Source organism: Bacillus thermotolerans (assembly GCF_000812025.2).
Classification (GTDB): domain Bacteria; phylum Bacillota; class Bacilli; order Bacillales; family Domibacillaceae; genus Quasibacillus; species Quasibacillus thermotolerans.
Genome location: NZ_JWJE02000047.1, coordinates 16,358 through 28,638, shown reverse-complemented (window position 1 = coordinate 28,638; position 12,281 = coordinate 16,358). Strand labels below are relative to the sequence as shown.

12 protein-coding genes and 1 pseudogene are annotated in these 12,281 nt (G+C 44.5%); 11 read left to right on the top strand and 2 right to left on the bottom strand.

Annotated elements, in window-relative coordinates; all coding sequences use genetic code 11:
* The first annotated feature begins 111 nt into the window (after positions 1-111).
* Positions 112-810: a polysaccharide deacetylase family protein gene (locus QY97_RS15040; RefSeq protein WP_039236204.1), complete on the top strand. Its 699-nt coding sequence runs from the start codon at positions 112-114 to the stop codon at positions 808-810.
* Between the two features lie 34 nt (positions 811-844).
* Here QY97_RS15040 and QY97_RS15035 read toward each other — a convergent pair whose 3' ends face one another.
* Positions 845-1,756 (bottom strand): sulfurtransferase, encoded by a 912-nt coding sequence (locus QY97_RS15035; protein ID WP_039236201.1) that lies wholly within the window; start codon positions 1,754-1,756, stop codon positions 845-847.
* 221 nt (positions 1,757-1,977) lie between these two features.
* Positions 1,978-2,730, bottom strand: a complete 753-nt coding sequence (locus tag QY97_RS15030) for a FixH family protein (protein WP_039236198.1) — start codon at positions 2,728-2,730, stop codon at positions 1,978-1,980.
* A gap of 214 nt (positions 2,731-2,944) precedes the next feature.
* On the opposite strand from QY97_RS15030, the gene QY97_RS15025 reads away from it, so the two are divergent.
* The 10 genes and pseudogenes from QY97_RS15025 to QY97_RS14980 all read left to right on the top strand — a co-directional run bounded on the left by QY97_RS15025 (position 2,945) and on the right by QY97_RS14980 (position 12,189).
* Positions 2,945-3,838, top strand: coding sequence for an ABC transporter ATP-binding protein (locus QY97_RS15025; RefSeq protein WP_039236196.1), 894 nt, complete (start codon positions 2,945-2,947; stop codon positions 3,836-3,838).
* Entirely contained in the window at positions 3,835-4,632 is a 798-nt protein-coding gene (locus tag QY97_RS15020) for an ABC transporter permease subunit (RefSeq protein WP_039236194.1), read from the top strand. The genes QY97_RS15025 and QY97_RS15020 overlap by 4 nt, the downstream gene beginning before the upstream one ends.
* 25 nt (positions 4,633-4,657) lie before the next feature.
* Positions 4,658-5,314, top strand: a complete 657-nt coding sequence (locus QY97_RS15015) for a TetR/AcrR family transcriptional regulator (RefSeq protein ID WP_039236191.1) — start codon at positions 4,658-4,660, stop codon at positions 5,312-5,314.
* Between the two features lie 463 nt (positions 5,315-5,777).
* Positions 5,778-6,998 carry an ABC transporter substrate-binding protein gene (locus QY97_RS15010; protein WP_039236188.1) on the top strand — a complete coding sequence of 407 codons (1,221 nt, stop codon included), beginning with the start codon at positions 5,778-5,780 and terminating at the stop codon, positions 6,996-6,998.
* Positions 6,999-7,019: 21 nt separating this feature from the next.
* Positions 7,020-7,892, top strand: a complete 873-nt coding sequence (locus QY97_RS15005) for a branched-chain amino acid ABC transporter permease (protein WP_039236184.1) — start codon at positions 7,020-7,022, stop codon at positions 7,890-7,892.
* On the top strand, positions 7,889-8,860 hold the full coding sequence (locus QY97_RS15000; RefSeq protein ID WP_039236182.1) for a branched-chain amino acid ABC transporter permease: 972 nt from the start codon (positions 7,889-7,891) through the stop codon (positions 8,858-8,860). Before QY97_RS15005 ends, QY97_RS15000 begins: the two co-directional genes overlap by 4 nt.
* Positions 8,850-9,650: an ABC transporter ATP-binding protein gene (locus QY97_RS14995; RefSeq protein ID WP_332370329.1), complete on the top strand. Its 801-nt coding sequence runs from the start codon at positions 8,850-8,852 to the stop codon at positions 9,648-9,650. The genes QY97_RS15000 and QY97_RS14995 overlap by 11 nt, the downstream gene beginning before the upstream one ends.
* On the top strand, positions 9,644-10,336 hold the full coding sequence (locus QY97_RS14990; RefSeq protein ID WP_039236179.1) for an ABC transporter ATP-binding protein: 693 nt from the start codon (positions 9,644-9,646) through the stop codon (positions 10,334-10,336). The genes QY97_RS14995 and QY97_RS14990 overlap by 7 nt, the downstream gene beginning before the upstream one ends.
* A 150-nt stretch (positions 10,337-10,486) precedes the next feature.
* Entirely contained in the window at positions 10,487-11,569 is a 1,083-nt protein-coding gene (locus QY97_RS14985) for a sensor histidine kinase (RefSeq protein WP_039236176.1), read from the top strand.
* Between the two features lie 4 nt (positions 11,570-11,573).
* A pseudogene (locus tag QY97_RS14980) lies at positions 11,574-12,189 on the top strand (response regulator transcription factor).
* The last annotated feature ends 92 nt before the right edge of the window (positions 12,190-12,281 follow it).

The following is a 12,281-nucleotide window of genomic DNA, read 5'->3' as shown; positions in this document are numbered from 1 at the left end:
TGTAATATAAATTGAACCGCCGTATACGGAACCGTACGTACGGTGGTGTGAGAGGGGCGAAAATAATCAACTTATTTTCCCTCTACTCGATTTTGAGAGAGGCTTTTATGTATGAAAAAGAAATGGTTATGGCTGATCATCTTTAGCATTCTCTTAGTTTTACTTTTAGTGGGAGCTTATCAGTTAATGAACGCGAGAACGTTTCAGTTATTCGGCGGGTTAACGGATCGGGTAGAAACAGAGCAGAGGGTCGTTGCTTTAACGTTTGATGACGGCCCAACGGAGAATGTGGAGGAGCTGTTGCCGCTTCTAGAGAAATATGAGGCGAAGGCGCCCTTTTTTCTGATTGGCAAGGATATAGAAGGGCACCCGGAAGAAGCAGAACAGATTGTGAAGGCGGGGCATCAGGTCGGGAATCATACGTATTCGCACGAACGAATGATTTTCAAAAGCCCATCTGCTATTGCAGAAGAAATAGAAAAGACAGATGAGCTGATTAGGCAGGCGGGATACGATAAAGAAATTGATTTCCGTCCGCCAAATGGCAAGAAGCTGATTGGTCTGCCTTACTATTTGAATAAACATCAGCGTGAGACGATTATGTGGAATTTGGAGCCTGACAGCTACCACAATACAGCTTCCGGTAAGGTCAGCTATGTGAAAGAGCAGGTCACACCGGGTTCTATTATTCTTATGCATCCGATGTATGATCGTACCGGTGAGACGTTGAAGGCGGTAGAGGGTATATTGAAAACCCTCTCTGATGAAGGGTATACATTCGTGACGGTGAATGAACTGCAAAAGCAATAAAATAAAACCTTGAGGACTCCTCAAGGTTTTATTGCTATTCTTCCACGCCTCTTGCGATTTTATCCAGAGGCAGCGAGGGATCAGATGTCCATTCAGTCATGGAGCCGTCATACATGGCTACATTGTTCTGCCCAAGCTTATTTAAAAGGAGCGCATTCCAGGTTGCTGCGATGCCGCTGCCGCAGTAGGTAATGACCTTCTTCTTTGGATCTAAGGCACCGGCTTTCTCAAAGGTTTCCCGCAGCTTTTCATCGCTATATAATTCCTTCGTTTCAGGGTCAGAGTGATCGCCAAAGAACACATTGACGCTTCCAGGAATGTGGCCGCTGCGCTCATAAGTATCCGTTTCACCTTTGAAATCAGCTTCCGACAAACTATTGATGAGAACGACATTCTCATCGGTCATCGCTGCTTTGACATCTTCAATCGTTGCCAGCATGTCCGGACGACGTTCGCCAGAGAACTCAGCGCGTGGATAAGAACCGGGCTCTGTAGTGACCGGGCGGCCTTCATCCATCCATTTTGGGAAACCGCCGTCAAGTACAGCAACATGATCGAACCCTTCATAGCGAAGCTGCCATGCAAACCGTGAAGCCCAGTCTGAAGCAACAATTGGAGAGTCAACCATGGCTCCCTGATCATACACCACTACGTACGTATCTTCTCCCCCTATACCGAGCTCCTCAGCCTTCTTCACAAATTGCTCTCTTGGCGGAACCGTGAAGGAGAATTTTGAATCAGGATCAGAAAAATCATTCAGCAAATCAGCAAATACGGCTCCAGGAATATGACCTTTCTCATAAGCTTCTTTTCCGGACCATACATCATAATAGCCGCCGCTCTCAGGTATTTTTAGAAAAGTAGTTGCATCTACTAACCTTAGCTTCGGATCATCTAATCTCTCCGCCAGCCAATCAGTTGTTACGATCAATGGGACTTGGCTCATTTCACTTCCCCCTTCTAACCATATAGGTGATTTTCAAACTTATTTGACTATATAAAGGATAACATCTCCATGTGAACCAATCAAAAATAATGAACGAAAGCTCTTTTTTGCTTTTCAGATGGATGATTGCTTTCCATTCCAGGCGCCTCGCTTTCCGCGGGGGCGGGCGATAAGTCTCCTCAAAGTGAAAAAGGAAGCTGTTCGCTTCCTTTTTCAGTCACTCATTGTACGTTCAATTCATATTCTTGATGTTCATGGAGTCCTTCATCATTTTCAACATGGACTTGAACATGGAAGATTCCGCTCTTGTCGAATGTATGAGCAGCAGAATATTCGCCCGGTTTTTCCTCCATTGTGTCTACCCATTGAATCTGGTGTTCATCTTCCGCTGGCCAAATCTCATATCGGACTTGTGCTTTTTCTAAAGGGGATCCGTCCATCTGCAGGTGAGTCGTTAAGGTGGTTTCCCCTCCAGCCTGAAGGCTTTCTGGTTCAGTAAAATGCAGGCTGAAGCCTTCTGCATGCTCGCCATGCGAATGCTCTTCATCTGTCGCTGTTTGCGCTTTCTCTGCACCCGATCCCACGGTAACTGACTTCATCGGCATGGTATGCAGTCCTCTTGCTGTGACATGAACCTGTATAGTGAAGACTCCATCACGATCAAAAGCAGTGTCCGCTTCGTAAGTACCGTTTTCGTTATTTTTTGCTTCGACCAGCTGGCTTTCGTCTTTCTTGCCTTCTTCCCATATTTCAAATTCTACTTCATCAGCGTCTGCTACTGGCTCGCCCCCTTGTGAGACGGCAGCCTTCATTTGTATGTTTTCGTTCACGTTTGCTTGATCAGGAACAGAAAGCTCTACTTCGATTGGCTCTGGAGTTTCGGGTGCTGTCGTTTCTTTTTCTGGTTCACTATTGCATGCGGATAGTGCGGCTGCCAATATAACCAGTACACTTAGCCACCATAATTTTTTCATCTTAAACCCTCTCATTCATTATTTATTATTCTCCCTCATTATAAAGGTAACAAATGAAGAAAGGGGTGAACAAATAGTGGCAGTTATGAATCATACTCTCAGGTCAAATCCTGCTCATACCTGCATATAATAAACAGATTGACTACTGAGTCAATCTGCACTACGATAAAATTGACTCAGTAGTCAATAAAAGAAGAAAGAGGGAGGAAAGGCCGTGGCGATTGTAGAACTCCATCAGTTAACGAAAAGGTATAAAAACAATCGTGGAATTGAAGATGTATCCTTTTCCATTGAAGAAGAAGAGATCTTTGGTTTTATCGGACCGAACGGTGCAGGAAAAAGTACGACCATCCGCACATTATTAAATCTTATTTTTCCAACAAGTGGTCGTGCATCGATCTTTGGGAAAGATATTGTAAGAGATTCAAAGGAGATTCGTCAGCACATTGGTTATCTGCCTTCCGAGGTCCATTATTATGATGATATGAAGGTCATTGATTTGCTTTCCTACTCAGGCCGGTTTCACCGGAACTTTAATGAAGACAGAATGAAGAAGCTGGCTAAAAGCCTGGATTTAGATATAACTAGAAAGATTGAAGATCTCTCATTCGGTAACCGCAAAAAAGTAGGCATCGTTCAGGCGCTCTTGCATGAGCCGAAGCTGATTATTCTGGATGAACCGACGAGCGGGCTCGATCCGTTAATGCAGCACCACTTCTTTGAATTGCTAAGGGAAGAGCAGCATCGGGGTGCAACGATTTTCTTTTCTTCCCATATTCTTAGTGAGGTACAGAAAATGTGTGATCGTGTGGCCATTATTAAGGAAGGCCGGCTTGTGAAAGTCGAGTCGATTGAAAGCTTAACGAAAAATCGAGTCAAGAATATCACGCTGACATTTGAAAAAGAAAATCCATCAGCCGTTGATCTTGAGGGGATTGTTAAACAGGAAGTGAAAGGAAGGGACATCAAGCTTCTTTATAGTGGAGACATTCATCCGCTTCTTGATCAGTTGAGCAGCCTGCCGCTTGAAGATGTCGTAATTGAAGAGCCCTCGCTTGAAGAAGTGTTCATGCACTATTATGAGAACGAAGGAGGGGAAGAAAAATGATCATGGAAAGGGAGTGGAAAAGAAGCAGGAAGTCTTTGTTGATCTGGTGCCTGATCCTGTCAGGACTCATCATTTGGCTGTTAAGCATTTTTCCTCAGTTTGCTGACCAGCAGGAGAGCATGGAGCAATTATTTGAGGCCTATCCCGAATCAATGAGGGAAATGTTTCAAATGAATGAACTGAGTTTAGGCACGCTGATGGGGTTTTACGGCATTGAGGTGTATATGATGATCACCCTTTTAGGGAGTATCTATGCTGCTATTCTGGCTTCTAATATGTTAGCAAAGGAAGAAGGAGATAAGACAGCCGAATTCCTGCTGTCAAAGCCGGTGACAAGAGGGCAAGTGGTCATGCAGAAACTTGCTTTAATCCTGCTTAACATTTTCACTTTAAATGCCGCAGCGGCTTTTGCCAGCTTTATTGGCTTTCAGTTTGCGGGCGATCATAAAGTGCCGGTTAAGACATTTGCCCTGCTCATTGCGGCCGCTTTTCTGCTTCATCTGACGTTTGCCGCGTTGGCTTTTCTGCTTTCCTCCTTTATGAAGAGGACTCGAAATACACTGGCTATTTCCATTGGCATCGTGATTGTCACCTATTTCTTTCAACTCATGTCGGGTTTGTCAGATTCCATTGAGCCATTGAAGTATGCGAGTCCGTTCTATTATACAGATGCCGCTCCAATTATTAATGAAAATACGTTAGGACCAATTCATGTGATTGTCCTCCTGTCCGTTAGCTTAGTTAGTATAATAGGAGCTTTTATGATATATAAGAAGAAAGACATTTCTGTGTAGCATAGAAAGTGTGAGGTGTTCGAGCTTGTATGAAGCATTCGAGAAGCAGCCTCAAGCAAAAAAAGAATTGATTTTGCAGGTGGCCGTAGAAGAATTTGCCGAGAAAGGGTATGATAAAGCATCAACAGATGTGATCACACAGCGGGCCGGTATTTCGAAAGGGATTCTTTTTCACTACTTTAAAAGCAAGAAAAATCTGTATGTGTATGTCGTCTCTCACCTGCTTGATATATTGTCTAAGCAGGTAGCAGAAGCCATTCAGCATACGAGAGCAGATGATTTTTTTGAGCGGATTAAGGAGATCGTCCGGCTGAAGCAGGAAGTATTGAAGCCGTATAGAAAGGAAGTACAGCTAGTGACAGATGCCTTCTTCCATACACCGGCAGCCGTCCTGCCCGAAATGGAAGCGGTGATGAACCGGTACTATGAGACGCATGGACAGGAATTTAGGCTGGAGACCGTTTATTTGCCTGAGTTAATTGCAGAGCAAAAGCTGCGTCCTGGTGTGACAAAGGAGAAAGTTATTCACATGACCTCTTTTATCGTGGATCAGTTAACAGCTAAATATCAGGTTCTCTATAAGAAACGTGAATTTGATCTTTTTAATCAACCTGAGCCTATGATGAAGGAGCTGGATGATTATTTGGATATCGTAAAGCATGGGGTATATAAACAGGAATAACTGAAAAGGGCAAGCTGGCGGAAAGCCGGCTTGCTTTTTTATGTAGACCAATTTTCCCTTGAAAGAGGCAAATAGGAATAGTTTAAAATAATACAAAGTTAGAACGATTGTTTGTTATACATATTAAGATTTCAAAGTATTGATAAGCTTAAATCCATGATTATTTTAAAAAGAGAGAAGTCTATCCGTATATTTTAGATGAGCGTAAAAAAGCAAAGAACCTCTATAAATCAATGACTCATGTGCTTTTATAAAAAATAAAGTTACCGATACTAACTGTTCTGAATAAAAAGATTACTAATTTTGCATTTTCTAGACGAAAGTTTTAAAAAAGTATTGAAAAAATAATATTTCAGATATATTATAATATTCAGATAAAACTAGAAAGGGGGACGAAAGGCACAAAGGGGTGAAGGATTCGAAGGCTCTATATTCAACAGAGGCATATAAGGGGTGAATAAGTGTGAAGAAAACATGGTTTAAGCTGGTAAGTGTCGTCTTAGTGTTCGTTATGTTGGCTGCTTGCGGTGAAAGCGCTATCAATTCAAGCAGTGATGCTGATGCCCAGGGAGGATCTGGAGGAGCTTCTGGAGATACGGTCAAAGTCGGGGCTATCCTGCCATTCTCAGGTGTATATGCATCGTTAGGGAAGGATTTATCAGATGGGATGAAGCTGTACTTTGACAGTATTAACTGGGAAGTAGAGGGAAAAAAAATTGAACTTATTGAGGAAGATACAGAAGCAGATCCGCAAGTGGCGCTGCGCCGTGTGCGCAAGCTGATGGATCAGGATAATATCGATATCTTAACAGGAGCCGTCAGTACAGCTGTCGCCTATGCGGTACGTGATGATGTGGATTCCAACAAGCTTCCTTATTTAGCTTCTCATGCCGGCGGAGATGATCTGACTAGGGCTCAACGCAGTGATTACATTTGGAGATCTTCTTTCTCTTCCTGGCAGATTGGCCATTCTATGGGAGAGTGGGCTTATAAGAATATCGGCAAGACGATGTATATTGCAGCGGCTGATTATGCCTTTGGCCGTGAAGTATCCTCAGCCTTTAAGGAAGCCTACACAGCAGCCGGCGGCAAGATTGTCGGGGAAGTGTATCCTCCTCTAGGAAACAACGATTACGCTTCTTACTTAACAACCATTAGCGGAGTAAAAGCGGATGGGGTGTACGCATTCTTCGCTGGAAGTGATGCTGTTCGTTTCGTTCAGCAATACGAGCAGTACGGTTTGAAAGAAAAGATGCCGCTTGTTGGCTCAGGCTGGTTAGTAGCTGAAGATCTGCGCCAAACAATTGACCCGGCAGCTGAAGGAGCCTTCGCTTCTACTTTCTGGGATTACAATTTAGAATCCAAAGAAAACCAAGAGTTTGTCAAGGCGTATGAAGAAGCATACGACCGTCGTCCTACGATTGAATCATTGGAGGGCTATGACGCCGCAAGAATTATTGCAGAAACTGTTAAGAGTCTTGGAGGAGACGTATCCGATCCGGACAAGGTAGTTGATGCTATGTCTAAAGTGTCCTTCACAAGTCCGCGCGGCCCTATCCAGTTTGATCAGGAGACACACCATGTCATCCAGAACATGTATATCACTGAAACTGAGCTGGTAGATGGAAAAACAGAAAACAAAGTGATTCATACAGTTGATCAAGTAAAAGATCCAGGGCAATAACGTAAAGAAAGGGGAATGAACGTGGATATTCTTGGCGCGCAACTAGTGAATGGTTTGTCTTACGGTTTGCTCTTGTTTATCATCACCTGTGGACTCTCTCTTATTTTTGGGATTTTGGGCGTGCTTAATCTTGCTCACGGATCTCTCTACATGTTTGGAGCTTACATTGCCTATTCACTGACAGCGACATACACACAAAGCTTTTGGACCGCGTTAATCGTTGCCCCGATCATTGTTGCCCTGATTGCTTTGGTGGTGGAGCGCGTTTTGCTCCGCCCCACCTATCATTTAGGGCATCTGTCACAGGTATTGCTGACCTTTGGGTTGGCCTACGTCTTTCATGATATAGCCTCCTTCATCTGGGGATCGAACGTCTTATCCATTACGGTTCCAACTGCTCTTGCCGGTTCGTTTGCCATCTTCGGCCAAACCTTTCCTGTTTACCGGCTGGCTGTGATCGCTATTGGTCTTGTGATCGCTATCCTATTATGGTTTGTTCAGGAGAAGACGAAATGGGGAGCCATTATCCGTGCAGGATTAAGTGACAAAGAAATGATCGGCGGTTTAGGTGTAAATATCAAGCTTGTTTTTACGACTGTATTTGTGATTGGGGGACTGTTAGCTGGTTTCGGCGGCGTGATTGCGGCACCAGTACTTGGCATTTACCCAAGCATGGAATTTGAGACGTTAATTCTTGCACTTGTTGTTCTTGTAATTGGCGGACTGGGCTCTATTAGTGGCACTTTAGTAGCGAGCATACTGGTTGGATTGGTTGAAACCTTCAGCCGCTTCTTAGTTCCTGAGCTTAGCATGTTCTTAGTATTCGGCCTTATGGCAGTTATTCTTGTGGCAAAACCAAATGGACTGTTAGGAAAGCAGGTGGCCCATTCATGAGAAACACCTATGTTCAGTTTCTTGTCTCTTTTGTTGCGCTGGCAGCCGCTCCGTTTGTTTTGTCTCTGTTTCACTTGAACTTACTATCTGAGATTCTTATCTTAGCTATTTTTGCTTTAAGCTTAAATGTTCTTGTAGGCTTTACAGGGCTTGTCTCCTTAGGACATGCCGCTTTCTTTGGTGTAGGTGCTTACACAGCTGCCGTGGTCGCACAAAATGTATCGGCGGATATGTTTGTTACATTAGGGCTCGCTGTAGCGGGATCTTTTCTCTTAGCGGCAGTGATTGGCATGTTTTGTATCAAGGTAAGCGGCTTCTACTTCTTAATGCTTACACTGGCGTTCTCCCAAATGATTTACTCTTTTATTCACCAGTCGACGAATTTAACCGGCGGTTCTAACGGATTATCAGGCATCCCTCGGCCTGAAATGGGGTCCTTTATCTTCGGTAACCCGGTTCTTATCTTCTATCTAGTTCTTGCGGTATTCTTCGTATCCTATGCGGTTCTTCGCATGATTGTAAAGTCTCCATACGGTCAAGTTCTTGTCGGCATCCGCGAGAATGAAACAAGGGTTAAATCAATGGGGTACAACACAGGCTTCTATAAATACTCGGCTTTCATTCTGGCAGGCATTTTCGGGGGTGTATCCGGCGCGCTGTATACGTATTTCAACGGATTTATCGCTCCAAGCGACGTATATTGGACAATGTCTGGGACGGCTCTAATTATGGTATTAGTCGGCGGAGCAGGCACAATGCTTGGGCCTGTGCTGGGAGCCGCTTTGATCGTGGTTCTTGAGACCATTGTCAGCTCCTATGTGGATCAGTGGATGCTTGTTTTAGGCCTCGTCTTTATTACGTTCGTTGTCTTTTTCCCAAAAGGAATTGTCGGTATCGGGCAAAGCTTATACAAGAATGCTGTGAAGAAAAAGCCAGTATACGAAAAGAAAAAATCGCGTGCAGCCTAACGGAATAGAGGTGAATGAAGTGAGCATGGACAATATTCTAACTATCAGCAGTGTCGGAAAGAGCTTCGGAGGGCTGCATATCTTAAAGGATATCTCCCTTGAAGTTAAAAAAGGAGAGCGCATCGGTATCATTGGGCCGAATGGAGCGGGGAAGACAACGTTCTTTAATTTATTAACAGGGGACCTTGCGCCATCTACCGGTGAAATTTATCATTACGAGGAGAATATTACGAAGCAGCCGAATTATAAGCGAGCCCGGAATGGTATTGTACGCACCTTCCAGAAAAACAACCTGCTCAACGAGCTGACAGTGCTGGATAATTTGCTGCTTGTGCTTCAAAGAAAGCGGGGATTAGGGAGAGTCTGGTACAAACCGAGAGGTGCCAGGAAATATCCGGGCTTATATGAGGAAGCTGATGAATTGATGAACAAGTGGGGGCTATACCACCAACGCGATATTGTCGTAAAGAATTTGTCTTATGGGGAGCAGCGGCAGATTGAGATTTTGCTGGGTGTAGCAACAGAGCCGTCTATTCTGCTTTTGGATGAACCGACGGCAGGTATGTCTCAGTCAGAAACAGACTACATCGTGGACCTCCTGCACAAGCTTCCAAGAGACTTGACGCTGATGATTATTGAGCATGACTTGGACATTGTGTTTGGTTTATCTGATCGCATGGTCGTTCTGTATGATGGAGGAGTGCTGGTAGAAGGACGCCCTGAACAAGTGCGAATGGATAAGCGGGTCAATGAAATTTATATCGGAAGCGGGGATGAGGCAACATGCTAGAAGTAAGAGATGTCCACGCGTATTACGGAGAAAGCCATATCTTGCATGGCGTGTCTTTAGATGTCAGGAAAGGCTCGGTCTCAGCTTTGCTGGGGCGGAACGGCATGGGGAAGACAACGACGCTTCATTCTATTATGGGCTTTGTTCCGCCGAAGCAAGGGACGATCACGCTGAATGGCACAGAGATACAAGGCAAGCCAAGCTACCAAATCTCTAAGGCTGGCGTGGGACTCGTTCCGCAGGGCCGAAGAATCTTTTCGAATTTAACAGTGAAGGAAAACTTAACGACGACCCATCGGCCGATACCGGATGGCTGGGATTTAGAAAGAATTTATGATATGTTCCCACGGCTCAAAGAACGCCATACATCTATGGGCGGGAATTTGAGCGGTGGGGAGCAGCAAATGCTTTCGATCGGCCGGGCACTGATGACGAATCCGGATATCCTGCTCTTGGATGAGCCCTCTGAAGGATTATCTCCGCTCATGGTAAGGGAAGTCGTTAAGATTATTAAGCGTCTGAAGGAAGATGGATTGCCGATGCTGCTTGTTGAGCAAAATCTTTCGATGGCGGCTGATCTGGCTGACCATGTGTATATTTTGAACAAAGGGAAGGTCATATTCAACGGACCGTCAGAAGAGTTTAACCAGGATGTGAGAAATGAATTCCTTTCACTAAGTTCATAGTTCAGGCGAAACACGCAGGAATTCCTTTCCTGCGTGTTTTCGTGCACATAAGAGGAATTTAAGAAATACATAAGAATTCTTTAAGGAAGAAGCAAGTTTTCTCCATTACAATGGAAGGAACATAAGTGAAAGGTAAAAGATGGTGAGAATATGTCGATTCGTAAGCGATTGCTTTTATCTAATGTAGCAATGGTTATTGTGCCGGCTGCAGCCATTATAATTATAGAAGGAGTACTCGGGCTTTTGCTCTTCTCCCTGCTTGGCAGAGAGCCGGATGCTACAGAAGTGAGAACCTTTATGACAGTGCGCCTATTCTTATTCTTGCTGGTACTGGTCATTACCAATAGCTTATTGACCTATCTCGTCTCAAGAAGCATTATTCATCCTGTAGAAAAGCTGAGACAAAGCGCGAGGCGAATAAGCGAGGGTGATTTGGATTTCCAGATCGATGCTGCAGGAAAGGATGAAATAGGGGAGCTGGCCCGTGCTTTTGAAGAGATGAGGAAAAAGCTAAAAGAAGCCGATGAGTTGAGAACAAAATATGAGAAAAGCCGGAGGGAGCTGCTGGCCAGCATTTCGCACGATTTGAAAACGCCTGTTACTTCCATAAAGGGGTATGTAGAAGGCATTCAAGATGGAGTAGCGAATACGCCGGAAAAGCGGAACAAATATTTACAAACAATCTATACGAAAGCCTATGACATGGAAAGGTTAATTGATGAATTGTTTCTTTATTCGAAGTTGGATTTGAAGCAGGTGCCATTTACGTTTGAGCGGCTTGACCTCTACACATACATGCGAAGCTTCCTGAAGGAATGGGAAATGGATTTTAAACAAGAAGATATCACGGTCTCTGTACAGGCAGAAGAGGGAGAGAATTATGAAGCGCTTGTGGATCGAAAGCAGCTGAAACGGGCGATCACTAACATAATTAGTAATAGTATAAAGCATATGAATAAGCAGGATAAACACCTTTCTATCTGTTTATCTGCAGATCCGCAGTGGGTAACAGTTGAAATTCGTGACAACGGGCGAGGGATCGCAGGAGAGGCGTTGCCGTATGTATTTGACCACTTTTACCGAGAGGACGAAGCAAGAAGCTCTGCTACAGGGGGGAGCGGATTAGGATTGGCTATCGTGAAGTGCATTATTGAAGAGCATGGAGGACAAGTCTGGGCCGAAAGTGAACAGGGAATAGGCACCAGCCTCTTCTTTACCTTGAAAAGGAAGTGACAGTATGAGCCGCATATTAATTATTGAAGATGACCAAAGCATCGCGGAGTTAGAAAGGGACTATCTTGAAATTAACGGGTATGCTGCAGAGGTTGAGACAGATGGAAGTAAAGGGCTTAAGAAGGCCTTGGCAGAGCCGTTTGATGGTGACAGCGAAAGAGGAAGAAATTGATAAGATCAGAGGTCTTGGACTCGGAGCAGATGACTACATAGTAAAGCCGTTCAGCCCAGGGGAGCTAGTGGCTAGGGTGAAAGCACATCTTGCTCGGTATACTCGGCTAGTCAGCCGGGAAGCACCTGCTGAAGAGATACGAGCAGGCGCTCTTTCGATCAATCCATCTTTTCGCCGGGTGCTGCTAAATGGGAAAGAGATCTCCTTCACGGTGAAAGAATTTGATCTGCTTACTTTTCTTGCTTCCCATCCGAATCAAGTATTCAGCAAGGAGCATTTATTTGAACATATTTGGGGGTTGGATGCGGCAGGGGATACAACGACTGTTACCGTCCACATTCGTAAAATCCGTGAAAAAATAGAAGCTGATCCGTCTAATCCTTTATATATTGAAACAGTTTGGGGAGCGGGCTACCGCTTTCAGGGACGAACAGGCGCCAGCCGCTGAGCACCCAATGCTTGGCGGCTCTTTTATTGCTGGCGGAATTTAAGAAATTATTAAGAAGTTTATAATGGAGAGTTTAGAAGGAGATTGTATCA

Excerpts from the sequence above, each read along its gene's own strand:
- QY97_RS14990 (WP_039236179.1), top strand. The coding sequence starts at position 9,644 with ATGCTAGAAGTAAGAGATGTCCACGCGTATTACGGAGAAAGCCATATC.
- QY97_RS15030 (WP_039236198.1), bottom strand. The coding sequence starts at position 2,730 with ATGAAAAAATTATGGTGGCTAAGTGTACTGGTTATATTGGCAGCCGCA.
- QY97_RS15000 (WP_039236182.1), top strand. The coding sequence starts at position 7,889 with ATGAGAAACACCTATGTTCAGTTTCTTGTCTCTTTTGTTGCGCTGGCA.
- QY97_RS15035 (WP_039236201.1), bottom strand. The coding sequence starts at position 1,756 with ATGAGCCAAGTCCCATTGATCGTAACAACTGATTGGCTGGCGGAGAGA.
- QY97_RS14985 (WP_039236176.1), top strand. The coding sequence starts at position 10,487 with ATGTCGATTCGTAAGCGATTGCTTTTATCTAATGTAGCAATGGTTATT.
- QY97_RS15040 (WP_039236204.1), top strand. The coding sequence starts at position 112 with ATGAAAAAGAAATGGTTATGGCTGATCATCTTTAGCATTCTCTTAGTT.
- QY97_RS15020 (WP_039236194.1), top strand. The coding sequence starts at position 3,835 with ATGATCATGGAAAGGGAGTGGAAAAGAAGCAGGAAGTCTTTGTTGATC.